21 protein-coding genes and 1 tRNA gene are annotated in these 26,532 nt (G+C 63.7%); 6 read left to right on the top strand and 16 right to left on the bottom strand.

The genetic code is table 11. The features are described from left to right. Positions 1 to 206: 206 nt before the first annotated feature. From ychF to AC0V2Y_RS25840, 3 genes are all read right to left on the bottom strand, one after another. Positions 207 to 1,298 (bottom strand): redox-regulated ATPase YchF, encoded by a 1,092-nt coding sequence (gene ychF / locus AC0V2Y_RS25830; protein WP_086145737.1) that lies wholly within the window; start codon positions 1,296 to 1,298, stop codon positions 207 to 209. A gap of 151 nt (positions 1,299 to 1,449) precedes the next feature. Further along, positions 1,450 to 1,683 (bottom strand): helix-turn-helix domain-containing protein, encoded by a 234-nt coding sequence (locus AC0V2Y_RS25835; protein WP_034778346.1) that lies wholly within the window; start codon positions 1,681 to 1,683, stop codon positions 1,450 to 1,452. Continuing rightward, a complete protein-coding gene (locus tag AC0V2Y_RS25840; RefSeq protein WP_475413770.1) occupies positions 1,683 to 2,258 on the bottom strand; it encodes a hypothetical protein in 576 nt (191 codons plus the stop codon). The genes AC0V2Y_RS25835 and AC0V2Y_RS25840 overlap by 1 nt, the downstream gene beginning before the upstream one ends. A 118-nt stretch (positions 2,259 to 2,376) precedes the next feature. On the opposite strand from AC0V2Y_RS25840, the gene AC0V2Y_RS25845 reads away from it, so the two are divergent. Then, positions 2,377 to 3,474 (top strand): serine hydrolase domain-containing protein, encoded by a 1,098-nt coding sequence (locus tag AC0V2Y_RS25845; protein ID WP_475413769.1) that lies wholly within the window; start codon positions 2,377 to 2,379, stop codon positions 3,472 to 3,474. Here AC0V2Y_RS25845 and pth read toward each other — a convergent pair whose 3' ends face one another. From pth to AC0V2Y_RS25880, 7 genes are all read right to left on the bottom strand, one after another. After that, positions 3,475 to 4,059 carry an aminoacyl-tRNA hydrolase gene (gene pth, locus AC0V2Y_RS25850; RefSeq protein ID WP_475413768.1) on the bottom strand — a complete coding sequence of 195 codons (585 nt, stop codon included), beginning with the start codon at positions 4,057 to 4,059 and terminating at the stop codon, positions 3,475 to 3,477. A 115-nt stretch (positions 4,060 to 4,174) separates the two neighbouring features. Then, positions 4,175 to 4,783, bottom strand: coding sequence for a 50S ribosomal protein L25/general stress protein Ctc (locus tag AC0V2Y_RS25855; RefSeq protein ID WP_034753273.1), 609 nt, complete (start codon positions 4,781 to 4,783; stop codon positions 4,175 to 4,177). Between the two features lie 166 nt (positions 4,784 to 4,949). After that, positions 4,950 to 5,900, bottom strand: coding sequence for a ribose-phosphate pyrophosphokinase (locus AC0V2Y_RS25860; protein WP_034753270.1), 951 nt, complete (start codon positions 5,898 to 5,900; stop codon positions 4,950 to 4,952). A 150-nt stretch (positions 5,901 to 6,050) separates the two neighbouring features. Then, positions 6,051 to 6,127: transfer RNA gene (locus tag AC0V2Y_RS25865), tRNA-Gln, on the bottom strand. A gap of 78 nt (positions 6,128 to 6,205) precedes the next feature. Then, complete coding sequence (ispE, locus tag AC0V2Y_RS25870; protein ID WP_475413767.1) at positions 6,206 to 7,090, bottom strand: 4-(cytidine 5'-diphospho)-2-C-methyl-D-erythritol kinase; 885 nt, start codon at positions 7,088 to 7,090, stop codon at positions 6,206 to 6,208. Further along, positions 7,087 to 7,737 carry an outer membrane lipoprotein LolB gene (locus AC0V2Y_RS25875; protein ID WP_475413766.1) on the bottom strand — a complete coding sequence of 217 codons (651 nt, stop codon included), beginning with the start codon at positions 7,735 to 7,737 and terminating at the stop codon, positions 7,087 to 7,089. The genes ispE and AC0V2Y_RS25875 overlap by 4 nt, the downstream gene beginning before the upstream one ends. Positions 7,738 to 7,798: 61 nt before the next feature. After that, the gene (locus AC0V2Y_RS25880) at positions 7,799 to 9,574 is read right to left on the bottom strand and encodes a tetratricopeptide repeat protein (RefSeq protein ID WP_475413765.1); all 1,776 of its coding nucleotides are present in this window, start codon (positions 9,572 to 9,574) and stop codon (positions 7,799 to 7,801) included. A gap of 167 nt (positions 9,575 to 9,741) precedes the next feature. On the opposite strand from AC0V2Y_RS25880, the gene mutM reads away from it, so the two are divergent. The 5 genes from mutM to AC0V2Y_RS25905 are packed head-to-tail and all read left to right on the top strand — an operon-like array spanning position 9,742 to position 16,113. Further along, a complete protein-coding gene (mutM, locus tag AC0V2Y_RS25885; RefSeq protein WP_475413764.1) occupies positions 9,742 to 10,578 on the top strand; it encodes a bifunctional DNA-formamidopyrimidine glycosylase/DNA-(apurinic or apyrimidinic site) lyase in 837 nt (278 codons plus the stop codon). Positions 10,579 to 10,600: 22 nt separating this feature from the next. Beyond that, positions 10,601 to 12,502, top strand: a complete 1,902-nt coding sequence (locus AC0V2Y_RS25890) for a dynamin family protein (RefSeq protein ID WP_475413763.1) — start codon at positions 10,601 to 10,603, stop codon at positions 12,500 to 12,502. Positions 12,503 to 12,536: 34 nt separating this feature from the next. Further along, on the top strand, positions 12,537 to 13,700 hold the full coding sequence (gene mutY, locus AC0V2Y_RS25895; protein WP_475413762.1) for an A/G-specific adenine glycosylase: 1,164 nt from the start codon (positions 12,537 to 12,539) through the stop codon (positions 13,698 to 13,700). Then, positions 13,700 to 15,493, top strand: a complete 1,794-nt coding sequence (locus AC0V2Y_RS25900) for a sensor histidine kinase (protein WP_475413761.1) — start codon at positions 13,700 to 13,702, stop codon at positions 15,491 to 15,493. Before mutY ends, AC0V2Y_RS25900 begins: the two co-directional genes overlap by 1 nt. Further along, on the top strand, positions 15,490 to 16,113 hold the full coding sequence (locus AC0V2Y_RS25905) for a response regulator transcription factor (protein ID WP_475413760.1): 624 nt from the start codon (positions 15,490 to 15,492) through the stop codon (positions 16,111 to 16,113). Before AC0V2Y_RS25900 ends, AC0V2Y_RS25905 begins: the two co-directional genes overlap by 4 nt. On the opposite strand, the gene AC0V2Y_RS25910 is transcribed toward AC0V2Y_RS25905, so the two are convergent. The 6 genes from AC0V2Y_RS25910 to AC0V2Y_RS25935 all read right to left on the bottom strand — a co-directional run bounded on the left by AC0V2Y_RS25910 (position 16,110) and on the right by AC0V2Y_RS25935 (position 26,496). After that, complete coding sequence (locus AC0V2Y_RS25910; RefSeq protein ID WP_475413759.1) at positions 16,110 to 19,331, bottom strand: molybdopterin dinucleotide binding domain-containing protein; 3,222 nt, start codon at positions 19,329 to 19,331, stop codon at positions 16,110 to 16,112. The two genes, AC0V2Y_RS25905 and AC0V2Y_RS25910, sit on opposite strands and share 4 nt — an antisense overlap. Before the next feature lie 10 nt (positions 19,332 to 19,341). After that, positions 19,342 to 20,454: an NrfD/PsrC family molybdoenzyme membrane anchor subunit gene (gene nrfD / locus AC0V2Y_RS25915; RefSeq protein ID WP_475413758.1), complete on the bottom strand. Its 1,113-nt coding sequence runs from the start codon at positions 20,452 to 20,454 to the stop codon at positions 19,342 to 19,344. A gap of 3 nt (positions 20,455 to 20,457) precedes the next feature. Continuing rightward, positions 20,458 to 21,168 (bottom strand): sulfate reduction electron transfer complex DsrMKJOP subunit DsrO, encoded by a 711-nt coding sequence (gene dsrO / locus AC0V2Y_RS25920; protein ID WP_475413757.1) that lies wholly within the window; start codon positions 21,166 to 21,168, stop codon positions 20,458 to 20,460. A gap of 350 nt (positions 21,169 to 21,518) precedes the next feature. Next, the gene (locus AC0V2Y_RS25925) at positions 21,519 to 22,655 is read right to left on the bottom strand and encodes a deoxyguanosinetriphosphate triphosphohydrolase (RefSeq protein WP_475413756.1); all 1,137 of its coding nucleotides are present in this window, start codon (positions 22,653 to 22,655) and stop codon (positions 21,519 to 21,521) included. A 1-nt stretch (position 22,656) separates the two neighbouring features. Next, the gene (gene aroKB, locus AC0V2Y_RS25930; RefSeq protein WP_475413755.1) at positions 22,657 to 24,276 is read right to left on the bottom strand and encodes a bifunctional shikimate kinase/3-dehydroquinate synthase AroKB; all 1,620 of its coding nucleotides are present in this window, start codon (positions 24,274 to 24,276) and stop codon (positions 22,657 to 22,659) included. 39 nt (positions 24,277 to 24,315) lie between these two features. Beyond that, complete coding sequence (locus AC0V2Y_RS25935) at positions 24,316 to 26,496, bottom strand: Ig-like domain-containing protein (RefSeq protein WP_475413754.1); 2,181 nt, start codon at positions 26,494 to 26,496, stop codon at positions 24,316 to 24,318. Positions 26,497 to 26,532: the final 36 nt, after the last annotated feature.

Consider the following 26,532-nt stretch of genomic DNA (forward strand, 5'->3'; position numbering starts at 1 on the left):
GAGGCAAGAGTTAGGGCTTACTCATCATATACACTTTTTTACACCTGCCCAAAATCATAGACACCAGCGTATCCACTTTTCCTTTGTAATGCATTGCAATCTTTCGCAACATCCAGAAATGAAAATGCCCTCATAACAGAGGGCACATGTGGCATTTCCGGGCGAATCAGCAACGTCCTGAAATCGCCGGCAATCGCTGAAACAGCTTAGACGTTGAACAGGAAGTTCAGCACGTCGCCATCCTTGACCACGTATTCCTTGCCCTCGGCGCGCATCTTGCCCGCTTCCTTCGCGCCCGCCTCGCCCTTGTAGGCGATGAAGTCGTCATAGGCGATGGTTTGGGCACGGATGAAGCCGCGTTCGAAGTCGGTGTGGATCACGCCGGCCGCCTGTGGCGCCGTGGCGCCCACGGGGATGGTCCAGGCGCGCACTTCCTTCACGCCCGCGGTGAAGTAGGTTTGCAGGCCCAGCAGCTTGTAGCCGGCGCGGATCAGACGGTCCAGGCCCGGCTCTTCCATGCCCATGTCGGCCAGGAAGGCGCCCTTGTCGGCGTCGTCCAGGTCGGCGATTTCCGCTTCCAGCGCCGCGCAGATGGCGACGATGGGGGCGTTCTGCGATTGCGCATAGGCCGTCAGCTGGTCCAGCAGCGGGTTATTCGTGAAGCCCGAGTCGGAGACGTTGGCCACGAACATGGCCGGCTTGGCCGTGATCAGGCACAAAGGCTTGATCAGTTCCATTTCGTCGGCGTCCAGGCCCATGGCGCGCACCGGCTTGGCGTCGTTCAGGTACGGCATCATGCGTTCCATGATGGCCAGCAGCTTGGCCGCATCCTTGTCGCCCGAGCGGGCTTTCTTGTTTTCGCGGTGGATGGCTTTTTCCACGGTGCCCATGTCGGCCAGCGCCAGTTCGGTCTGGATGACTTCGATATCGTCGAGCGGGTTGATCTTGCCGGCCACGTGGATGACGTTGTCATCTTCGAAGCAGCGCACGACGTTGACGATGGCGTCCGTTTCGCGGATGTGCGACAGGAACTGGTTGCCCAGGCCCTCGCCCTTCGATGCGCCAGCCACCAGACCGGCGATGTCGACGAATTCCACGATGGCGTTGACCATGCGTTCCGGTTTGACGATGGCGGCCAGCGCATCCATGCGCGGATCCGGCACTTCGACGACGCCGACGTTCGGCTCGATGGTGCAGAACGGATAGTTTTCAGCCGGGATGCCGGCTTTCGTCAGTGCATTGAACAGGGTGGACTTGCCGACGTTCGGCAAGCCGACGATACCGCATTGGAGACTCATGGAAAACCTTTAAATAATCAATATTGCCGGCAAGCGGCTGGTGCAAAACGGCCGTTGCGGGCGTTTTCTGGATAATCTTGCTGTATTCATGCTCTAAGGGTCAATTGTACCTCTATGCACCCTACTCTTCAAAAAAACCGCCCCGGCGACGCTAACTGTCGCCATCCCCGTCGTCCGGCTGCGACGCATCGAATTCCAGGATGTCGCCGGGCTGGCATTCGAGCATCTCGCAAATTTTCGACAAGGTATCGAAACGCACGCCGCGCACCTTGCCCGATTTTAAGAGGGACAGGTTCTGCTCCGTGATGCCGATAAAGGCGGCCAGTTCCTTGGATTTCACTTTTTTCCTGGCCAGTACCAGATCGAGGCGCACGACGATACCCATCAGATGAACCCGCTGTTTTCATCGGCCAATCTCTGGCCTTCATGCAGGATTTGCGCCAGCGCAAAGAAAACCGAGCACAGCAGCAAAGTCCACAGGTCGCCGCCCGTGATGTCGATAACCAGGCGCAACTGGCGCGTTCCCTCGTCCAGCAAGCCAAACAGCATGCCGCGCACTGTCGGTTCCAGCAAAGTCAGCACCGTTCCCAGCAGCAAGCCGCCGGCGAAGCGGCGAAAGTGCCGCGCCACCTGCGGCGTGAAATATACGCCCTGTTCGAACTGGCGCAAGACCAGGGCCAGCTGGCGCACGGCATCGCCCAGCACGCACAAGGCTGGCAAGGCCAGCGCCAGACCCAGTCCCCGCTGCCACAGGGGCATGGCGGCCAGGCGCTCGAATGGCTGGCTCTGCAATTGCAGCAACAGTTCATACATGCCAGCGCCGCCCAGGCTGCCTTGCGCGGCCGGCGCGGGCGCCAGCCAGCCCAGCACCGTCAGCAGCAGGTACAGCAAAAAGAATCCCGAAACGCCGTAGCGCACGCGCCGGCTCAGTAGGGCCGGTCCCGTCTGATTTTTTTTCATATTTAAAAGTATACGAAAGCGTCAAGTGTCGTTAGAATAAATTATCGTAAAACAATAATTAAATCATGTTTTGCGACCATTTTAACATGTTCGCCCTACCCTATCGACTGGAGACACCATGAAAACCCTGCTTGCCGCACTCGTTTGCAGCACCGCCTTTTTGCTCAGCGGCGCCGCCCGCGCCCATGACTTGAACGCCATGCTGCAACAGGCGCTGGCCGACAAGAGCGTGCCGGCCATGGCGATCCTTGTCATTCGCGACGGCAAGATCGAGGCGCAGGCGCAGGCGGGCGTACGGGCCAATGACGGCCACGACGCCGTGCGTGCCGACGACGTGTGGAATATCGGCTCCGACGGCAAGGCCATGACGGTGACCCTGATCGCGCGGCTGGTGGAACGGGGCCTGCTGGCGTGGGACGCGCCGCTGTCAAGCATGCTGCCCGCGCTGAGTGCCGGCATGCGCGCCGAGTACCGCGACGTCAACCTGATGGATCTGCTGTCGCACCGCGCCGGCCTGCCGCCCAATCCGGACGAGACATGGATCAATGCCACCTACACGGACACGCGCCCCTTGCCGCTGCTGCGGCTGGAGTACGCGCAGCGCGCGCTGGCGGACGCGCCCGTGGCCGCGCCGCGCGGCGAATCGCATTACTCGAACAGCGGCGCCATGATCGCCGCCGCCATCGCGGAGCGTGTCACGGGCAAGACGTACGAGGAGTTGATGCAGGCGGAAGTGTTCGGCCCGCTGGGCATGCGGGCCGCCTTCGGCCCCACCGTGCGCGGACAGAACCTGGGCCACAAGGAAGGCAAGCCGATCGCCGGCTTGATGGCCAGCAATCCGCTGATGATGGCGCCCGATGGAGAAATTCACCTGAGCATGCAAGACTGGGCCAAGTTTGCGCTCGATCAACTGCATGGCGAGCAGGGCAAGGGCAGGCTGCTGAAACAGGAAACGTATGTCTTGCTGCACACGGCGCAGGGCGACACGCATGCGGCCTTGGGCTGGGGCGTGATGCACTTTCCACCGCAAGCGCCGCAGCGAGTGCTCACTCACCTTGGCTCGAACGGCTACTGGCACGCACTGATCGCGCTGGCGCCCGGCAGCGGCGACGGCCTGCTGATCGCCGCCAACGCGGGCGACGGCAGCAGCGCCCAGGCCAGCCAGCAGCAGATGGCGAAAACCATCATGGCCGGCTTCGGCAAGGCGGGGAAATAATTACGCGGTGTGCAGCTTCATCGTCGCCGCCTCGAACTTGCCGTCGACGATCAGCGGCATGACCTGCAAGGATTTGTCGATCGCCTGCTCGATCAGTTCCTGGTCTTCGCGGCGCGGGCGGTGCAGCACGAAATCGGCCACCTGCTGCTGCAGGCTCAGGGTGCGCGGGTGGCCGATGCCCAGGCGCAAGCGCCAGTAATCCTGCGTGCCCAGCGCGGCCGTGATGTCTTTCAAGCCATTGTGGCCGCCGGCCGAGCCGCCCTTTTTCAGGCGCGCGATACCGGGCATCAAGTCGAGTTCGTCGTGCACGACGAGCACTTCATCGGCGGCGATCTTGAAAAAGCGCGCCAGCGCGCCCACGGACTGGCCCGAGCGGTTCATGAAGGTCAGCGGTTCAAGCAGCCAGACTTCGTTGCCGCCGATGGAGGTCTTGGCCAGCATGGCGTTGTAGCGCGAATCGCGCTGCAGGCGCGTGCCGGGCAAGCTGTTGGCAAGGTTGTCCACCAGCCAGAAGCCGGCATTGTGGCGGGTTTGTTCGTATTCGGGTCCCGGGTTGCCGAGGCCGACGATCAGGCGTATGGGCATGGCTGTGTCTGCAATGTAAAAGAAAGCATTATCGGTGAAAACAGGCGGAAAAAAACCCGCGCGGCGAACCTGGCGGGTTTTTCCTTGCGACTACCGCATTGCTGCGGCGGCAGAATTACTTCTTGTCAGCAACAACTTCAGCAGCAGCGGCTTCAGCAGCAACGTGGCCAGCCGGTACCGAAGCGGTAGCGATGGTCAGGTTGGCGCCGTGGGTGACAGCGGTCACGCCAGCTGGCAGGACCAGGTCGCCAACGTGCAGCGAGTGGCCGACGTCGATGTTCGACAGGTCAACGTTGATGAATTCTGGCAGTTGGCCTGGCAGGCACGAAACTTCGATTTCGTTGGCTACGTGGCTGATGGTCGCGCCGTGCAGTTTGACTGCCGGGGAAACGTCAGCGTTGATGAAGTGCAGCGCCACTTTCACGTGGATAGCTTGCTTAGCGTCAACGCGCTGGAAGTCAGCGTGCAGAACCAGTTGTTTGTATGCGTGGACTTGGAAGTCGCGCAGCAGAACTTGCTGGGAAACGCCGTCGATTTCCAGATCCAGGATCGACGAGTGGAACACTTCTTTTTTCAACGCGTGGTACAGGGCGTTGTGATCCAGCGAGATCAGCACAGGGGCTTCAGCGCCGCCGTAGACGATACCAGGGGTTTGGCCGGAAATGCGCAGGCGGCGGCTCGCTCCGGAACCTTGCAATTCGCGTTTAAATGCGATAACTTTCATGTGAAACTCCAAGAAGAACAAGGCTTGCGCCTTGTGTTATGAGGACTCCCGCGACCAGGAACCCTCGAAAATGGGTGCAAAACACCCCGAAAACTAAAACACTGCGGCGCAACAGGCAAAAGCCGGTCGCGCCGCAGGCATTACGTCTATTGCTGCTCTTGCCGAATTAATCGATGAACAGCGAGATGACCGAGTCACCCTTGATGATGCGTTTGAACGTCTCGGCCAGCAGCGGCGCGCACGTCAATTGACGGATCTTGCCGCAGGCCAGGGCCGCTTCGGACAGGGGGATCGTGTCGGTCACGACCAACTCATCGAGCGGCGAGGCCGAAATACGGTCGATCGCCGGGCCCGACAGCACCGCGTGCGTGCAATACGCCACGACTTTTTTCGCGCCGCGTTCCTTGAGCACTTCGGCGGCCTTGGTCAGGGTGCCTGCCGTGTCTACCATGTCATCCATGATCACGCAGTTGCGGCCTTCGACTTCACCGATGATGTTCATCACTTCGGACACGTTCGCTTTTGGACGACGTTTGTCGATGATGGCCAGGTCGCAGCCCAGGCGTTTTGCCAGGGCGCGCGCACGTACCACACCGCCGACGTCCGGCGACACCACCAGCAGATCCTGGTAGTTTTTCTTTTGCAGGTCGCCCAGCAAAATTGGCGAAGCGTAGATATTGTCGACTGGGATATCGAAGAAACCTTGAATCTGGTCAGCGTGCAAGTCCATGATCAGGACGCGCTCGACACCGGCTTCTTCCAACATGTTCGCCACCACCTTGGCCGAAATCGCCACACGCGCGGAGCGCGGACGACGGTCTTGGCGGGCGTAGCCGAAGTAAGGAATCGCGGCGGTGATGCGGCCAGCGGAAGCACGTTTCAAGGCATCAACCATCAGCATGATTTCCATCAGGCTGTCGTTGGTTGGAGCACAGGTGGATTGCAAAACAAAAACATCCTTGCCGCGTACGTTTTCGTTAATCTCGACCATTACTTCGCCGTCGGAGAATTTCGAAACGTTTGCTTTACCGAGAGGGATGCCGAGGTTTTTTGCGACCCCCTCTGCCAACGCTGGATTCGCGTTGCCGGTAAAAACCATCAGGTTTTCGTAAGCCATGGGAGTCCCAAGAGGTGATATAGAAGTCTTGAAAAGCACTAACCGGGCATAGGCCCGGTCAGTCATTGTTTAGAATATGCCGCGTGGCGGCACATCTGCTTTTTCCCGTACTGGACGCCAACTTCGCATCGACAGACTACGGTGAAATGGTGGCAGGGGAAGAAGGATTCGAACCTTCGCATGCTGGAATCAAAATCCAGTGCCTTAACCAGCTTGGCGATTCCCCTACGTTACTGACTGCTTGCCGTCATGTTGGCCAGTATTATACCGACTATTTGACGCTAAGCAAAATATTTTTTTGCTCTCTACAACATGGTGAGCATCGGGTGGCGATTCAGCGCTTTTGCCTTCCAGGCGTTCCAGACTGGTGGCACATTGCTGAGCACCGCATCCGCTTCTTCCTGACTGCCAAACGCACTAAACACACAAGCACCGGAACCAGTCATCCTGGCTTCACCGTAAGCACCCAGCCATTCTACCGCATCTGCTACCGGCTTGAAAAGACTGCATGCCACTTGCTGTAAATCATTCTTTCCAAACCCGCCCGCATCGTTTCCTTCTGCGAGGTACCTGGAAAAGTCCGCTATTGTGACGGGTTCGGTATTTCTCGTCAAGCCTTCCGCGCAAAAAATTGCGGCGGTCGGCACTTGCACGCCCGGCTCGATCACCACATACCAGCATGCGGGCGTGGCGACGGGCTGCAAGGCTTCGCCCACGCCTTCGGCAAAGGCGTTTTCGCCAAAGATGAAAAACGGGATATCGGCGCCCAGCGGCAAGCCCAGCGCCATCAATTCCTCGCGCGTCAAGCCGGCCTGCCACAGGCGATTGAGCGCCATCAGCGCCGTGGCCGCGTCGGACGAGCCGCCGCCGAGGCCGCCGCCCATGGGCAGCACCTTGTCGATGGCGATATCGACGCCGCGCGGCAAGGCGCCCGTGCGGCGCAGCACTTCGGCCTGCAGCAGCCTGGCGGCGCGGATGATCAAGTCCTGCTCCTGCGGCACGCCGGCCAGCTCCGTCACGCGGACAATCGCCGTGTCGTCGCGCAGCGCGAAGTGCAGGGTGTCGCCATGGTCGAGCAACTGGAACACCGTCTGCAGCAGATGGTAGCCATCGGCGCGGCGGCCGTTGACGTGCAAAAAGAGGTTCAGCTTGGCGGGAGCCGGGCAGTTATTCAGGGTCGTCAACGTCATTGTGCTTGAGCCGATTGGGCGGGATCGAGGACGATGCGCAGCGAGACGGCATCGGCCTGCGCGCTGGCATTGCGTTCGGCATCGATACGCCGCGGTTGGGGCAAGGCGCCCGGTGTGTTGTCGGCCGCATTTTGCCCTATTTCTTGCCACGACACATAGCGCAAGCGCCAGCCATCTTTGGTCGTCACGCTGTCGTTGGCCGGCGAAGCGATGAAACGCTTGCCGTCGGCGCCCACGGCATAGCCTTGCAGCCAGTCGCGCAAGCCCGACACGGGCAGGGACCAGCCCAGCAGCTGCGCGCTCAGGGTGTCGACGTCGGGCGCGCTGCGCGGCGCCTTGCCGCTTTGCGTCAACACGGCCTCTTGCGGCGTGACGGCGATCGTCGCCAGCGTGCTGCCGACGGGAGAATACAGGGTCACGTCCGTGCGCTGCGCCGTCTGCTGCCAGTTGAAATTGACGGTGGCCGATTCGGGCTTGTCATCCTTCTGGTACACGACGTTCAGGCGGCCCGTCAGCTCCACCTGTTCGCGGTAGGGCGCGACGGTGTTGGCGGATGGCGCGGCGCCGGACGAGAATGGGGAACTCAGGGTCGAGCAGGCCGAGAGGGACAGGCAGACGAGAGCGAGGGGAAGCAGTTTTTTTAACATGGGCACAAGGAAAAACCAGCGCCATGGCGCTGGTTTTTTATAGTTGAGTTAATCGATTCAATCACAGACTGACATTCAGGCGCGCCAGCGTGCTTTTCAGCGCATCGTTTTTCGGGTCCTTGCCTTGCGCCTCGCGCCACAGCTTCTGCGCTTCGGCCTTGTCGCCCTTCTGCCACAGCACTTCGCCCAGGTGGACGGCGATTTCCGGATCGCTGCGCACGGCATAGGCGCGGCGCAGCGCGTTTTCCGCGGCGGCCAGGTTGCCCATGCGGAATTGCACCCAGCCCATGCTGTCCATGATGAACGGGTCGCCCGGCGCCATCTGCAGGGCTTTGTCGATCAGCGCATGGGCTTCCTCGAGGCGCAGACCCCGTTCGGCCAGAGAATAACCGAGCGCGTTGTACGCATGCTGGTTGTCGGGCGCCAGCGCCATCACGCGGCGCAGGCTCGCTTCCATCAGCTCGAATTTGTCCAGGCGCTCGGCCAGCAAGGCGTAGTCGTACAGCAGTTCCGGATTGTCGGGGAAGCGCAGCAAGGCGTTTTCCAGCACCGTGTACGCGCTTTGCACATAGCCGGCGTCGCGCAGGAATTGCGCGTCGACCAGCAGCACCTGCGCCTGGCTTGCCGGATCGTCCGTTTCGATTTCCGTCAGCGCCTTGCGCGCCGCATCGAGATTGCCGCCGCGGGCGATCAGCTGGGCGCGGCGCAAGCGCGCCTCGACATAGCCGGCCGACGCGCTGTTGTCGACCTTGTCCAGCCAGGCGATGGCGCCCGCCGTGTCGCCGCGCGTCTCGGCGATCTGCGACAGGATCATCAGGGCCTTGAACGGATCGCGCGTGTCGCCGGGGGATTTTTCGAGCACGGCCAGGAAGCGCTTGAAGTACTGCTCCGCACCCTTGGTGTCTTCCAGCTGCAGCGCCACGATGCCAAGCGCATACAGGGCGCCCACGTTATCGGGCGCGCTTTTCAGCAGCAGCAGGAACTGCTCGCGCGCCGGTTCCAGCTGCTTCTGCTCGACCAGCAGGCGCGCGTATGCGCCGCGCACTTCGACGGCGTCCGGGTTCTTTTGCAGGAACGCGGCCAGCACCTTGCCCGCCGCCTCCGGTTCGCCCGTCACCTGCGCCAGGGTCAGCACGGCCAGCTCGGAATTCGGCTTGATGGCCAGCGCCTTGTTCGCTTCGCCGATGGCGCGCTCACGCTCGCCGATCGACAGGGCGCCCTGCGCCAGCACCAGGTGCGCTTCGAACATGTCCAGGTAGGGCTGCACCAGGCGCGTCACCATCGAATAGGCGTACAGCTTGTCATTCGAGCGCGACAAAATCTGCTGCATCTGGAACAGGGCCACGCCCCGTGCGCCTTGCGGCGCATTGGCCAGGCGTTCGGCGAAGATCGGTTCCGCTTCCTCGATCTTGTCCGTCAATACGACAAAGCCGAGGAAGAACTGCGTCGCCTCGTCCGAGTCGGGCGCCAGCTCGCGCCACAGCCGGATGGCCGCCAGCGCCTCGCTGCCCTGCTTGGCGGCCAGCGCCATTTCGGAAGCGCGGCGCGCCAGGCGCGGATCGCGCGTCTGCTGCGCCGCCACCATCATCGTCACGTACGGCCCCTGCCACTGGCCGCTCTTGAATTCCATTTCGGCCTTGGTCAGCTTGTACAGCAAATCGCTGCTCAACTCGACCTTGGGCAAACCGTCCGCCTTGGCGTCCGCGCCCTCTTCCTGCGGCGCGGGCGCGGACGCAGGGGGGCTGGCCGCGGCATCGGCGGGGACGGCAGGCGTCTGTGCCATGGCATGCGTGGCCATCAGGGCGGACAAGGTTACAATGGCGAAAGCGTTTTTCAAAGGCTGATCCTGGCTAAACGGCAAAGTTTGATTCTACGCCCAACGCGGCTATCGCGTACTTCACGTATGTAACGAAATATATACGTCGCGGCGGCGTGGCCTGCCAAAGCCAGCCCTCGGCCCGCAAGCCGCCTGTTTTTTACCCGGTTTTCAACCATTCGAGCCCTATGCCAGAATTGCCAGAAGTCGAAGTCACACGGCGCGGTGTCGCGCCCCACCTCGAAGGGCGCGCCGTGCGCTCCGTCGTGCTGCGCCGCGACGGCCTGCGCTGGCCCTTCCCCCCTGCCCTGGGCGAACAATTGTCGGGGCAAACCATCGGCCTGACGGGGCGGCGCGGCAAATACCTGCTGATCCACTTCCGCCACGGCACCCTGATCATCCACCTGGGCATGTCCGGCCATTTGCGCGTGCTGCCGACGGGGACGGAAGCGCAAAAGCACGACCATTTCGACCTCGTCGTGGAGGATGAGGACGGCGGCAGCCAGGTGCTGCGCATGACGGACCCGCGCCGCTTCGGCGCCGTGCTGTGGCACGACGAGGCCGACGGCCCGCTGGACGGCCACGCGCTGCTGCGCGGCCTGGGCACGGAGCCGCTCGAAGGCGGCTTCACGGGCCAGTTGCTGTTCGAGAAAACGCGCAACAAGGGCACCAATATCAAGCAGGTGCTGATGGCGGGCGACATCGTCGTCGGCGTGGGCAATATCTATTGTTCCGAAAGCCTGTTCCGCGCGGGGATCAACCCGAAGACGCCGGCCCGGCGCATCGGTCTGGCCCGCTATGAAAAACTGGCGCAGGCGATCCGCGACGTGCTGGCCGAAGCCATCGTGCAGGGCGGCAGCACCCTGCGCGACTTCATCGGAGTGAACGGTCAGTCCGGCTACTTCCAGCAGACGTATTTCACGTACAACCGCGCGGGCAAGCCCTGCCGCGTCTGCGGCGCGCCTATCCGGCAAATCGTGCAGGGACAGCGTTCCACGTTCTACTGCGTGCATTGTCAAAAGTAAGCACACTCACAGAGGGAGCCAGATGGTCAGAGACCTGGAACAATACAGCGCATGGCGCCAGGACGTGCAGGCCGCCTTGCAGGCATACCGGCAAGCCGCCGGCGCGGCGGGCCTGGTCGACGGCGCCTCCGCGCTGCGCCTGGCGCGCTGTGGCTCCCGTCTGCTCGATGACCGTCTATCCGTCGCCTTCGTGGCGGAATTCTCGCGCGGCAAATCCGAGCTGATCAACGCCATCTTCTTTGCCGGCTACGGCCAGCGCATCCTGCCCTCGGGCGCGGGCCGCACCACCATGTGCCCCACCGAACTGCTGTACGACGCGGCCTGGCCGCCATCGATCCGCCTGCTGCCCATCGAGACGCGCGCGCAGAACCTGTCGACCAGCGACTACCGCGAACTCCCCGCCGCCTGGACCGTCCTGCCCCTGAATATCGAGGCGGGCGGCGACATGCAGGAAGCCATCCGCCAGGTCAGCCTGACGAAAAAAGTCGGCGTGGAAGAAGCGGCGCGCTACGGCCTGTACGACGCTGAGGATGCGGACGCGCCCGCCATGCTCGACGAGCACGGCCAGGTGGAAATCTCGATGTGGCGCCACGCCATCATCAACTTCCCCCATCCGCTGCTGAAACAGGGCCTGGTCATCCTCGATACACCAGGGCTGAACGCCATCGGCACGGAGCCGGAACTGACCCTGAACCTGATCCCGAATGCGCACGCGGTGCTGTTCATCCTGGCGGCCGACACGGGCGTCACGCGCAGCGACATCGAGGTCTGGCGCAACCATATCGGCGCCGGCGCGGGACGCCTGGTGGTGCTCAACAAGATCGACAGCATGTGGGATGAATTGCGCGGCGATGCCGAGGTGGCGCAGGCGATCGAACGCCAGCAGGCCAGCGTGGCGCATCTGCTGACGCTGGATGCTGGCCAGGTGTTTCCCGTCTCGGCGCAGAAGGCCCTGGTGGGCAAGATCAACCACGATGCGGCGCTGCTGGAAAAGAGCCGCCTGCAGGCGCTGGAGACGGCCCTGTTCGAGGAGCTGATCCCCGCGCGCAAGGACATCATCCGGCGCCAGCTGGCGTTCGACCTGGACGCCATCGAAGCGGCGCAGCAGGTGCAGGCGGCGGCCCGCGCGCGCGGCATCGCCGAGCAGCTGCACGAACTGCACAGCCTGCGCGGCAAGAACCAGAGCGTGATCGCCCACATGATGCGGCGCGTCGACATCGAGAAGAAGGAATTCGACAGCAGCCTGTTCAAGCTGCAGGCCACGCGCGCCGTGTTTACCCGCCTGTCGACGGAACTGTACACAAGCCTGGGCATGGACATCGTGCGCGACGATATCGACGGCGTGCGCGCGGCCATGCAGCGCAGCCGCTTTTTCACGGGCCTGCGCGAAGCCGTGCGCCAGTATTTCGAGCGCATCGGCCAGAACCTCGACCGCTCGGAAGGCAAGACGGCCGAGATCACCGAAATGATGAACGTGATGTACCGCAAATTCGCTTCCGAACATGGCCTGGCGCTGGCCTTGCCGATGCCGTTTTCGCTGGCCCGCTACCGCCAGGAGATCGCCGACATCGAGGCCGTCTACCATAAGCAGTTCGGCACGGCGACCCTGCTGACCACCAGCCGCGTCGTGCTGATGGAAAAATTCTTCGACACCATCTCCTCGCGCGTGCGCCGCAGTTTCACCAACGCCAATGACGATGCCAGCGCCTGGCTGAAAGTTATCATGGCGCCCCTCGAAGCGCAGATCGTCGAGTACAAGGAACAGCTGAAACTGCGCTTTGCCTCGATCCAGCGCATCCACGACGCCACGGGCAGCCTGGAACAGAAAATCGCCGGCTTCGAGGCTAGCCTGGCGGCGCTCGAACGCGACAAGGCGCAACTGGCGCAATTGCTGGCGGCCTTGCGCGCAGCCAGCGCCGCATGAACCCTACGCACTGAATACAACACTGGAATCCTGCATGAAACGTCTGCTGCATCCGCTCTCGCCCGCCACGGGCGCGCCCCCCCTGGAAGACTATATCGACCCGACTTTTTCCGCCACCGTCATCGCCTGGCAAAAGCAGCATGGCCGCCACGCGCTGCCGTGGCAAAACACGCGCGACGCCTACCTGATCTGGCTGTCCGAAATCATGTTGCAGCAAACGCAGGTCACCGCCGTACTCGCTTACTACGCGCGCTTCCTCGAACGCTTTCCCACCCTGCGCGACCTCGCTAGCGCGCCCGTCGAAGACGTGATGGCGCAGTGGAGCGGCCTCGGTTACTACACGCGGGCGCGCAACCTGCACAAGTGCGCGCAGCGCGTGGTGGCCGAATACGACGGCGTGTTCCCCAGCGACCCGCTGCTACTGGCCGAGCTGCCCGGCATCGGCCGCTCGACGGCGGCCGCCATCTCCGCGTTTTCCAGCGGCACGCGCGCGGCCATCATGGACGGCAACGTCAAGCGCGTGTTTGCGCGCACCTTCGGCATCGACGCCTATCCCGGCGAAAAACGGGTCGAGGAAGCCATGTGGCGCCGCGCCGAGGCGCTGCTGCCTGAAACAGGTATCGAAGCCTACACGCAGGGCTTGATGGACTTCGGCGCCACCCTGTGCACGCGCAGCAGCCCCGATTGCGGCCGCTGCCCGCTGCAGCCGCGCTGCGTGGCATACGCCACCCATCGCGTCAAAGACTTACCTGTGCGCAAGCCGAAGAAAACCAGCCCGGAAAAACACGCCGTCATGCTGGCCATCATCGACGACGGCCAGGTGCTGCTGGAGCAGCGCCCCGGCTCCGGCATCTGGGGCGGCTTGCTGTCGCTGCCCGAACTCGACGGCCACGTGCTGGCCGATGCAGACGCACCGCGCGAGATAAGCCAGGAGGCGCTGGCGCGCGCCGTGGCGCCGTTCGGCGCCATCGAAACGCAGGAACGGCTGCTGCCCATCGTGCACGTGTTTACCCACTACAAGCTGCACATCGTCCCCTGCCGCATCACCCTGGCGCGCCGTTTGGCGCTGGCCGGGGAAGCGACGCACGTCTGGTACGACGGCGCGAAGATCGCCGACGCGCCGCTGCCCGCGCCGATCAAGAAACTGCTGCTCGACCTGTTCGGCGATGCGCGTTTGGCGCAGCGCAGCATGTTCTAGTGCGGCGTTTATTACTGTTCACGCTGGCGGCGCTGTGTTTGCACGGCACTCAAGCGGCTGACGCGCTGCCGGAGGTACGCATCGGCGTGCTGGCCTACAAGGGCGGCGACGCCGTGCAGCAGGACTGGTCGTACGTGACGCGCCACCTGCAGGCGAGCATTCCCGGCATCCGTTTTACATTGGCCGACTATGACCAGGCGGGATTGACGCGCGCCGTACAGGCGCAGGCCATCGCCTTTGCCATCACCAGCAGCGGCCACTACGTGGCGCTCGAACACAGCGACGGCGCCAGCCGCATCGCCACGCTCGAATCGCCGTGGACGGACTCGCCGCGCCAGGCCATCGGCTCGGCCATCGTCGTGCGCAGCGCGTCGCCGCTGCACGACCTGGCCGACCTGGCGGGCAGGAACGTGATGGCCGTGGCGCCCGACGCGTTTGGCGGCTACCAGATCGCCGCGCGCGAACTGCAGGAAGCGGGCATCGATCCCACGCACGATTTTGCCAGCCTGCGCTACAGCGGCTTTCCCTCGCAGCAGATCGTCGAGGCCGTGCGCGCGGGCCGCATGGATGCCGGCATCGTGCGCACCTGTCTGCTGGAACAGATGGTGGCAAGCGGCGAAGTACGGGCCGAGGAACTGCGCGTCATCACCACGCGTCCGATTCCCGGTTTTCGCTGCGCCAGCTCGTCGCGGCTGTATCCGGACTGGCCCTTCGTGGCCCTGCGCCAGACGCCGCCGGCGCTGGCGAAAAAAGTGGCGCAGGCCCTGCTGGCCATGCCGCGCACCGGCGAAGGCTACAGCTGGACGGTGCCCAGCGACTACCAGATCGTCGACGAACTGTTCCGCGAACTGCGCATCGGCCCCTACGCCTACCTGAACAAGCTGACGTTCGAGACGGCCCTGCGCCGCTACTGGGGCTGGATGCTGCTGGTGCTGGCCTTGCTGGTGGCCTGGGCCGTGCATACGGTGCGCGTGGAATACCTGGTCAGCCGGCGCACGGAACAATTGCGCGCGGCCCAGCACCAGCAGCGCGCGCTGGAAGAACAGGCGCGCCAGCGCCAGGCCACGCTCGACCACACGGCGCGCCTGGCCATCCTGGGCGAGATGGCCAGCGCCATCGCGCACGAATTGAACCAGCCGCTGGCGGCCATCGGCAATTTCGCGCGCGGCATGGCGCGCCGCATCACGGCGGGGCGGCTCGATGCGGCGCCGCTGCTCGATGGCGCGCAGGAAATCGCCACGCAAAGCGAACGCGCGGGCGCCATCATCCGGCACATCCGCGCGATGGCGCAAAAGCGTCCCGCGCACAGTACGGCCTTCGCCCTGGCCGACGCCGTGGAGCAAGCGGTATCGCTGTTCCGCGCGGCCCATCCGCAAGCCAATATCAGCTGGCGCCACGAGGCGGTCAGCGCTGCACCGCGCGTGCTGGCCGACCCGCAGCAAGTGCAGCAGGTGCTGCTCAATTTATTGAAAAATGCGCTCGACGCGCAGGTGGAAAACGACCATCCGCAGCATCCGATCGGCGTGCTGCTGCACCGGGAAAACGGCGCCTGCACGGTGGCCGTGCGCGACGCCGGCTGCGGCCTCGATGCGGCGCAGATGGCGCGCCTGTTCGAACCCTTCTTTACCACCAAGGCCGAAGGCCTGGGACTGGGCATGTCGCTCAGCAAAAGCATCATCGAGTCGTTCGGCGGCAGCCTGTCGGCCCATGCCAACGCCGATGCGCCAGGCTTGACGGTCTGGTTCCGCCTGCCCGAAGATACGCATATGGAAGCAGATAAGGAAACACCATGAACGAAAGCGATGCGATCATCTTTGTCGTCGACGACGACGCCGCCATGCGCCGCTCGCTGGCCTATCTGTTCGATTCGGCCGGCTGGCAAGTGCAGACGTTCGAATCGGCGCGCGACTTCCTGCAGCGCTACGAAGGCCATGTGCCGGGCTGCCTGCTGCTCGACGTGCGCATGCCGCTGATGAGCGGGCTGGAACTGCAGCAGGAGTTGAATAACAGGACCGGACACGCCATATCGCTGCCCGTGATTTTCCTCAGCGGCCACGGCGACCTGGCCATGGCCGTGCAGACGATGAAGGCGGGCGCCTGCGATTTTCTGGAAAAGCCGTGCAAGGACCAGGTGCTGCTCGATGCCGTCAGCCGGGCCGTGGCCCGCAGCGTGGAAGAAAGCCGTAGCGCCGCCAGCGCGACTACGGCGCAAACGGCGCTGGCCAGGCTCACCGCGCGCGAGCACGAAGTGGCGCTGCTGATGGCCGAAGGCAAGGCTTCGAAAGTCATCGCCCGCGAACTCGGTATCAGCGACAAGACGGTGCAGGTGCACCGCCATAACGCGATGGAAAAACTGGGCCTGCATTCAGCAGCCGAGGTGGCCCGGCTGCTGATGGCCGGCGGCGCAATTTAAGCCCGCACGATGCGCGCCGGCAGCCCCTGCCGCACCGACGTGCCCGAGACGGGATCGACGAACACGTTCTTGTCGCCGCGGCTCGGGTCCGTCAATCCCAGGTCGTTCAGGTTGATGCCCGCGCCGATGGCCGGTTCGTCGGGCTGGCGCAGCTTGCCGATGCGGTGGGCGCGCGCGCCGTGCTCCTTGTGGCCGAAACCGTGTTCGACGGCGATCACGCCGCGCTGCACGCCATGGCGCAGCATCACCGTGGCCCTGGCCCTGCCGCCCGGCGTCTCCAGATAAATCTGGTCGCCATTTTCCAGCTTCAGGCGTGCCGCATCGTCGGGATGCACGGCGATGGGGTTGTCCGGATGGATGCCGCGCAAGCGCCGCGCGCCGATGCTGTACGAGTTCTGCAGCGCCGATTTAAAGCTGATCAATTCGAACGGCCATTCGCTGGCAGGGTAGGTTTTGCGCACGGGCGTGCCGTCGGCAAACGCCGCCACCCTCCACGCGGGCGTGCCGGGGAAACGCTTGCCGCTCAAGCTGTTCTTGCTCACGCCCAGCCCCTCGTTGTACAGCATCATCGGTTTCAGGTAGCGGTGCGTGGACCAGTCCTGCGGATACGGCGCCTCGTCGGCCACCGGGACAGGCGCCGCGGGCGCCTTGGCATTCGCTGGCGGCGGCAGGCGCAAGCCGAACATCTCGCCATAGCTCTGGTAGCGCCCTCCCCGCGCCAGCATGAAGGCCACCTTGCGCCACTCTTCCGGCTTCAGGGTGCGCTCCAGTTCGGGGCGGATGCGCGCCACGCCGGACAGCGCGATGTCGTCGTCGCTCGCCTCCGGCACGGCCGTCTTGCCCTGCCAGGCGATGTTGGCGCCGCCGCGCAGATACCAGTCTTCCGCGCGCTGCAAGGGGAAGCGCTGGCCATCCATGTCCTGCAGGGCTTCCGGGCCGAAGCCGGGCAAGGCCATCGTTTTTGCCAGCGCGATGAAGAACGATTCCATGCAGATGGTCTGGCCGTCCGGCGTCTTTTGCACGCGCGGTTCGACCACGGGCCAGCGCGCCGTGCTCATTTTGACGGGCATGCCGCCCCAGGCGCCGGCCCAGCCCCAGCTTTCATACAGCAAGGTATCGGGCAGCAGGTAGTCGGCAAACGCGGAGCTTTCATTGATGAAGGGGTCGATGGCGACGATCAGGGGAATCTTCTTCGGATCGGCCAGCTCCTTGCCGATCTGCGCGCGCAGCCCCGTGATGCCGTACACGGGATTGCAGCTCCACAGGATCAGCGCCTTCAAGGTGTACGGATAGCCGTTCATGGCGCTGGTGAGCCACTCGGTCGCCAGCGCGGGCGCGTTCGGATACCACGGCGCCTTGGCCGGATACGCCTTGCCCGCTTCCTTCTTCAGCTTGAATTCCGAGGTTTTTTCATACGGTACGTTGCGCCCGATGGGCATGCCGGCAGCCTTGATCTCGCCGTCGAAACTCTCGAGGTTGTAGCGCGGGCCAGGGCCCGCATCCTTGAAGCTGCCGCCGTTGACGAGGGTGCCGCCCTTGCGGTTCAAGTTGCCGATCAGGGTATTGAGCATGACCAGCGCATACGCGTTATAAAAGCCGGCGCCCGACATCATGCCGCCGTGCGCATTGACGGCGGCGCGCTTGCCGTGGCTGGTCAGTTCCCGCGCCAGGCCTTCGATGATGTCAAGCGGGATGCCGCAGGCGCTGGAATAGTCCTCCATGCTGTGGCGCTGCGCTTCTTCGTTGAGCATCGTCATGGCCGTCTTCAGGTGCAGCGGCGCGCCGGCCACGTCCAGCGGGCCGTCGAAGAACAGGCGCGCTTCGCCCTTGGCGGCGTTGTGCGGCACGATCGCTTGCGTGGCCGCGTCGATCACGCAGAACGCGTCGCCATCCTTGTAGCGCTCCTCTTCCGCCAGTTCCACCGCGCCGATGTCGGACGCGCGCAGGTAACGGCCATCGCGCGGATGGCCCTTTTCGCTGATGATCAGATGCGTGGCATTGCACCAGGCGGCCTCGCCCGCCGCTTCCGCCACCTTCAGGTTCGGCTGCACGAGGAAGTTGCGGTCATAGCGTTCGTGCTCGATGATCCAGCGGATCATGGCCATGGCCAGCGCGCCATCCGTACCGGGCTTGATCGGCACCCAGCGGCTGCGGTCGCCCGCGGCCAGGCTGTCCGCGTTCGTCAGCACGGGGTCAACGACGACGTAGCTGAATGCGCGCTTGCCCGAGCGGGCCTTCGCGATCAAGGTGCCCTGGCGCTTGAACGGGTTGCCCGCATTGCCCGGTGCCGTGCCGACGAAAATACAGAACTCCGTGTTTTCCAGGTCCACTTTTGCGTGCGGCATTTTCTTCATGTCGCCGAACATGGCGCCCGAGCCGCTGCGATAGGCGCCGCCGCAATACGAACCGTGATTGACCAGGTTCAAACTGCCGTACGACTGCTTGAAAAAGCGCGTGCCGAACGCCAGACGGCCATCGTCGGTACTGCACATCAGGCCCACCTGGTTCACTTGCGGACCCAGTTCCGGCTGCGCCGGATCGATCGGTTTTTCCAGCTCGCGCAAGGCGCGCAAGCCCTGCACGTGGCCTTCGCCAAACAGGTCGCCGCCTTCCGTCACTTCCTTCACCAATTGGTCGAAGGCGATCGGCTCCCACTGGCCGCCGCCGCGCGGTCCCACGCGCTTCATGGGCGCCAGCACGCGGAAAGGCGACTCCATCTGTTCCAGCACGCCGTTGCCGCGGCCGCAAGCGGTGGAGCGCCCCTTCAAGCCCTTTTCCTCGAAACGCGACAGGGAAATGAAGCTGTCGCGTATCGGTGTCTGGTACGGCAGCGCCGGATCGGCCGACAGGGGGCTGTACGGATTGCCCGCCACGCGCAGCACCTTGCCGCTTTTTTTATCCAGGCGCACGCGCACGCCGCAAAACGTGGTGCAGCCCATGCACATGGTGTAGCTGACCTGCTGGTCGGGATTGACCGTCAGTTTGCCCGTGGCCGTGTCGACGGAAAACTCGGGCGCCAGCGAATTGCCGTGCAAGCGCTGTACGGGTTTGTCCTTGCCCAGCGCGTGGTCGACCATGCGGCCGGCCGTGGTGGAAAAGCTGGCGGCAAACGCGGCCAGCCCGCCGCCGATGGCGCCGTAGCGCAGCAGCTTGCGGCGTTTTTCTTTTTCGTCTTCAGGGACGTCGTTGCGGTCGTCGTTGTGTATTTGATCGTTCATTGTTGACTCCTCAGTGCGTGGCCATGGCGGGACGGCTGCGTGCAGCGACGACGCGTCCGGCCCATGGCAAAAATTCCAGCATCAGCAACAGCAGCGCGATCCACAGGCCCGCCGTGCCGATAATCCCCATCAAGCCGTCGTTCCCCATCGGCAGGTGGTAGTCGTACAGGCCCGCGCCCGTCTTCGGGATGTTCTGGCCGCCGATGAAGATCGTCCAGCGCATCATCCAGGCGCTGTGCAGCGCGATCAGGCCATTGACCAGGCCACTCGTGGCGGGACGCCAGATGGCCAGGGCCATCGGCACGATGGACGACAGAACGGCCCAGACGGCCGTGAACTGCCATTGCGGCATGCCCGCCACCTGGGTAAAGGCCATGCTGTGGCTGGCGCTCACACCGGACAGGCTGACGAACAGCCAGCCGCCGCCCAGGGCCAGCACCAGCGCCAGCGACAGGGCCAGCGCGCGGTTCAAGGACACTTCCAGCGCCTGGTCGCGGCCCGGCAGGAAGCGGTTGAACAGCAGCGCCAGGCCCACCGCCCCGACAAAGGCCGTGGCGGCAAATTGCGCCGGCAGGAAGGGCGTAAACCACAGGGGACGGGCACGCACCACCATCACTTCCATGCCCGTGTACAGGCCCACCACGAAGGCGGCCAGCAGGGTGAAGGCGGCGGCGGTGACGATGGCCTTGCGCGATGCGGCGCCGCCACGTCCCAGCAGGCGATAGGCAAAGGCCAGGCGGTCCTGACCCTGCCCCCGCGTGGCGAAGTCCACGCGCAGCGCCAGCCACGCGTACAGCATCAAGCAGCCCAGATACAGGGGAATGAAGAACGAGCCCCACGACATCCACGACTGCGGCTGGAAGTAAATATAGAAATGGTAGAAGCGGCCCGGCCCGTGCAAGTCGGCCAGCAGCGCCACGGGCGCCGTCATGCCGCAGACGAGGGACGCCAGCAGCGCGATGCGTCCCAGGCGTTCATACGCCTTGCGGCCGAAGACGAAGTACGGCAGGGTCAGCATGAAGCTGCCGTAACTGAGACCGATGAGGAAAAAATACTGCACCGCCCACGGCAGCCATGCCGCTTCGCGCGTGACGTTGACAATTTCGGTGATGTGGCTGTCCATGGTTTATTTCCCGTGTTTGCTCGGTTGCCAAAGAGTCGCTTCGCCCTCGACGTGGCCGGCGAAGCGCGTGTCCAGTCCCAGGTAAAACACGTGGGGCTGGGTGCCCTGCTCGGGTTTGAGCACCTTCACCTTGTTCTCGGTCAGCAGCTGGTGCACCATGCTGTCCGGATCATTCAGGTCGCCGAAGATGCGCGCGCCGCCCACGCAGGTTTCCACGCAGGCCGGCAGCAAGCCTTCGTCGACCCTGTGCGCGCAGAACGTGCACTTGTCGGCCTTGCCCGTCTCGTGGTTGATGAAGCGCGCATCGTAGGGACAAGCCTGCACGCAGTAGGCGCAGCCCACGCAACGGTCGCCGTCGACGACGACGACGCCATCCTTGCGCTGGAAGGTGGCGCCCACGGGACAGACGGGAATGCAGGGAGGATTGGCGCAGTGGTTGCACAGGCGCGGCAGCATATAGGTGCCGCAGCGGTTCTCTTCCTTGACTTCATAGGTCGAGACGACGGTGCGGAAGCTGTTTTCCGGCACGGCGTTTTCCATGATGCAGGAGACCGTGCACGCCTGGCAGCCGATGCATTTCTGCACGTCGACCACCATCGCCCAACGCTGCCCGCCCTCGCCCCTGGTGGCGGCCTTGCCGGGCAGCGGCGCGATGGCTGCCCCGACGGTAATGGCGGGCAAGGCGCGCAAGAAACTGCGGCGCGATTCGATCATGACACTCTCCTTGACTATGGGCGGCAAGCCCTTGTTGACTTGCTGCCATGATAGAAAAGAAGGGGCTACAGGGGTATTGGGGTGATCGTGCGGGAACCTAGATGATCATGCCGATTGACAGGATCGACAATGCGGAGTAGGCCGGATTAGCGGGGCCGCCGAGGCGCGCCAGCGCGTAATCCGACAACCTTGCTGGCATGAAGTGTCGTGGTATCGCGCAGACATGTCGGATTACGCTGCGCTAATCCGACCTACGTCAGATTCCCCATGACCGCTTGCATTGGTAGGTCGGGTTAGCCGGCACGGCGTAACCCGACATGAAGGCGGGGATGCAGTCCACGCAGTGACCGTTACAGCTCGTCGAGAGAATACAGCCGGCGGTGCTCGCGGATCGCGTAGCGGTCCGTCATGCCGGCGATGTAGTCGGCGATCTTGCGCGCCTGCTTTGTCACATCATCGCCGCTGACCTGATAATCGGGCGGCAGCAGCGCCGGTTCGGCCATGAAGCTGTCGTACAGTTCGCGCACGATGCGGCTCGCTTTGACGCGCATGCGGTTGACCTGGTAGTGGCGGTACAGGTTCGCGCGCAGGAAGCGCTTCAGCTCCGTCGCGTCCGTGCGCATGGCGTCCGAAAAACGGATCAGCGGCGGGCTGGCGCGCACTTCGCTGACATCGCGGGGAGCGGCGTCCGCAATCAGGGCCGTCGACGTGACGATCAGATCGTCGGCCAGGGCCGTGATCAGGCGGCGCAGGGTTTCGTAGATGGCGCGCCGGCCCGACAGGCCGGGAAACGCCTGCTGCACGTCGCGCCACAGGCGGCCGAAGAATGCCACTTCTTCCAGCTGGGCGATGCTGATCAGGCCCGAACGCAGGCCATCGTCGATATCGTGGCTGTTGTAGGCGATTTCATCGGCCAGGTTGGTCAGCTGCGCTTCCAGGGTCGGTTGCGTGCGGTCGATGAAGCGCTGGGCCACGGGCCCGAGTTCGCGCGCATGCGCCAGCGAGCAGTGCTTCAAGATGCCTTCGCGCGTCTCGAACATCAGGTTCAAGCCGTCGAAGGCGCCGTAGTGCTCTTCCAGCGTGTCGACCACGCGCAGGCTTTGCAGGTTGTGCTCGAAACCGCCGTGCTCCCGCATGCACTCGTTGAGCACGTCCTGGCCCACGTGGCCGAACGGCGTGTGGCCCAGGTCATGCGCGAGCGCGATGGCTTCGACCAGGTCTTCGTTCAGGCGCAGGTTGCGCGCGATGGAGCGGCCCACCTGTGCCACTTCCAGGCTGTGCGTGAGGCGCGTGCGGAACAGGTCTCCCTCGTGGTTGAGGAAAACCTGGGTCTTGTATTCGAGGCGGCGGAAAGCCGAGGAATGGATGATGCGGTCGCGGTCGCGCTGGAACTGGCTGCGCGAGGCGTGCGCCGCCTCGGAAAAGCGACGTCCCTGCCCCTGTGCCGAATGGGCCGCATAGGGAGCAAGGAAGTCTTCGGGCAGCATGTTATTGCACTCCGGCGGCCAGGGTGGCCAGCACAAGTTCGTGCGGCGCGGACGTGATGCACGGGCTGCCCAAGGGTTTCAACAGGATGAACTTGATGGCGCCGCCCTCGTTCTTCTTGTCCACTTCCATCAATTCCAGCCAACGGTCGACACCGAGGTCGGGCGCCTTGACCGGCAGACCGGCGGCGGCGACGAGCTTGCGCACGCGCTCCACTGCCGCCTGGTCGATATAGCCCATGCGGCACGACAGGTCGGCCGCCATCACCATGCCGCAGCCGACGGCTTCGCCGTGCAGCCAGTGGCCGTAGCCCAGGCCCGCCTCGATGGCGTGGCCGAAGGTGTGGCCGAAGTTCAGGATGGCGCGCAAGCCGCCTTCGCGCTCGTCCTGGCGCACCACGTCGGCCTTGATTTCGCACGAGCGGGCGATCGCATACGCGAGCGCGCCCTTGTCGCGCGCCATCAGCTTGGCCATGTTCGCCTCGATCCAGTCGAAAAACGCGGCATCGATGATGGCGCCATGCTTGATCACTTCGGCCAGGCCGGCCGACAGCTCGCGCGCCGGCAAGGTTTCCAGGGTCGAGGTGTCGGCGATCACGGCGCGCGGCTGGTAGAAGGCGCCGATCATGTTCTTGCCCAGCGGGTGGTTGATGCCCGTCTTGCCGCCGACGGAGGAATCGACCTGCGCCAGCAGGGTGGTCGGTACCTGCACGAAGCCGATGCCGCGCATGTAGCTCGCGGCCGCGTAGCCGGTCAGGTCGCCGATCACGCCGCCGCCCAGCGCCACCAGGGTGGTCTTGCGGTCGCATTTATTGGCCAGCAGCGCATCGAAGATCTGCATCAGGCTGGCCCAGTTTTTATATTCTTCGCCGTCCGGCAGGACGATGCTGATCACTTCACGGCCATCGCTGGCCAGCGCCGCCTGCAGGCGGCCCAGGTACAGCGGCGCGACGGTGGTATTGGTGACGATGGCCACCTTGTGGCCGCTGATATGGCGCAGCAGCGCATCGGCATCGGCCAGCAGGCCGGGACCGATGGCGATCGGATAACTGCGTTCGTCGAGGTCTACGCTCAACAACATTTTGGATTGCTCGTTCATCGAAGGCTCTGCATGAATGACGCAGTTGGGCGAGGCCTCGCATTCGAGGCTGGCCAGCTGCATCAGGATGGTCTGAACCATCGATTGTACGTTAGGACGGCCCGTGTCGATGACAATGTCGGCCACTTCCATGTAATGGGGCTCGCGCTGCGCCGTCAATTCTTCCAGCTTGCCGCGCGGGTCGGCCGTCTGCAGCAGGGGGCGGTTCTTGTCGTGGCTGGTGCGCGCGAGGATGTTGCTGACGCTGGCGCGCAGGTAGACGACCGTGCCCCGCTCCTTCAGGTAGGCGCGGCTGTCGGCGTTGAGGATGGCGCCGCCGCCCGTGGCCATGACGATGCCTTCCTGGGCGCTCAGGTCGCGGATGACCTCGGCCTCGCGCCGGCGAAAGCTGGCCTCACCCTCGATTTCGAAGATCCACGGGATGGTCGCTCCCGTGCGTGCCTCGATTTCGTGGTCGGAATCGACAAAGCGCAAGCCCAGCTTGCGGGCCAGGATGCGCCCGATCGTGGTCTTGCCTGCGCCCATGAGGCCTACTAAAAACAGATTTTGCATGTGCTGCGACAGTTAATTTGGATTACGACAATCAGTGGCTTGTCCATACGGACTAATGACGCCTGGAGGTGAAACATCCACGCGGTTAAAGTCCGTAGCCAGCCCCGGAAGCAAAGTGTAACCGACATAAGTTGCCTCCGTCCCGGAACTATTGCCGCGAATCGTCAATTCGACGTCCAGCCAGTTGGCTCTGTCGCGCGGATAAGTCAGGGTAACCATCGCCGTTCCCGAGCTGTCCGTCTTGCCGCCGGTCGACAGATTGAGCGGAATGCCCGGGTCGAGACGGCCATTCAGGTTAAGGTCGTTATTCGGATCGAAGGCGCCAGTGCGGTTTCGGTCTTCATTGTCACATGCGTTCGCTGTCCTGACGACTATCCACGACTGGGCAAGCAGGGAATATTGCAAATAACCCTTGTAATAATAGCGGGGCCAGGCAGCGGCCGTGATGATCACGTCTGGCACGGGATTACCGGCGGCATCCGTCACAAACACGCTATACGTCTTGCGGTAGGTGCTGCTGTCGGAGGCGTCGAGCGCGTTGCCGCTGCCGGCGCTGATGAACAGCGATTTTTTCGTCACCGTCAGCTTGACCGTGGCGGCATTGCTCGACACGCCCTGCAGTTGTGCCTTGACAACGACGCCATCGACGCCGGTGGTGCCCTGCCCCGCGATATAGCTGACCGTGGCCACGCCATCGCTGTCAGTGGCAACCAGCGAAGGGGAACTCAGGGAGCCATTGCTGGCATCGGCCTGGATCGAGAAGCTCACCTGCGCATTCTTGACCAGGTTGTTTTCCGCCGTGCCATCGCGCACGATGGCACGCAAGGCGCTGCGCTGCGCCGTGCTGCCGGCCGTGTTGGCGCCGATGACCGCCGGGTCGGCTTGCAGGCTGATCGTGGCCTGGGCCGTCAGTGGCGCAACGAACTCCACTTCCGACTGCACCAAGACGCCGCTGTCTTCGTACTTCGCCGTCAGGGCGGTCAGGCCGGCGCCGCTGGCTTTCACGTAGGCTATGGCATTGCCGCCCACCAGCGCCAGCGGCGCCTGCAATGGTGTGCCGCAGGCGGCATCCTGGTAGATGGCGCCGCGCGACGTGCTGAAACGCACATTGCCCGTTTGTGGCACGCCAGCCACATCGCTATGCACCGTCACCGCATAACAGGTATTCGTGTTCAGGGTCGCTAACACAACATTGCTGCCCGATACGGCATTGATCGTGAAGTTCGATGCATTAATTGCAATTGGCAACACGACGCTGTCACCCTGCGCCTTGACGCTGATGCTGTCGCTGCTGCCCGTCTGGGCGTTATAGCTCAACACCAGCTGGCCGTTGTTGTCGGTCAGCGCTGGACTGCCGCCGCCGCCCTTGACCGTGATGGCATTGCTGCGGGCGCTGAATGTCACCGGCTTGCCAACGAGGGGATTGCCGCTCGAATCGACCAGCTTGACCACCATGTCGGTGCTCGTCTTCAGGTTGACCGTCGAAAAGGCACTGATGACCAGCCGGGTGCCGCTGACGCCGATGTCCGTGCTGGCCGTCTGTGCGCCGGCGCTGGCCGTGACCTTGATCGTGCGCAAGCTGGCGTCGCCACCCGTATTCAGGCTGACCAGCGCCTGTCCCTGGGCATTGGTATTGACCTTCGTCGCACCCAGCGCGCCCGAATCGGCGCTGAACGTCACGCTGGCATTAGGCACGACGGCATTGTTGGCGTCTTTGACAAAAGCGATCATGTTGACGGCGGTACCGCCCGAGGAAGCGAGGGTGCCGCCGGAAGACGTCAGCAGCAAGCTGGCAATGCCGGAGGTGACGGGCACGACTTTGACCACCACGGGGGCCGATTCGATGCCGCCGCTGCTGGCCTTGATGGTGATGTCGCGCAAGCTCGCATCGCCTTTCACGCTGAGTTTTTCCGTCACCGTGCCATTCGCGTCCGTCACGCGGTTGGTGTTGCTGATGGTGCCGGAACTGGCCGTGAAGGTCACCGTCTGGCCTGCCATGGCATTATTGCCGGGATTTTTCACCACTGCCGTCAGCACGACTTCCGTGCCGTCCGCGCCCGAAGCCACAATCGTCGTTGCGCCAGCCACCAGTACCACACTGCCGACACCGGCATTCGCGCCATCCTTGACGCCCAGGGTCGGATCACCGCCACCGCCGCCACACGCGGCCAGTACAGTGCCAATGACCAGCAAAGCCAGCCAGTTCGATACCCTACTCCAAGAAGTATT

The sequence above is a fragment of the Janthinobacterium sp. BHSEK genome (assembly GCF_056174685.1).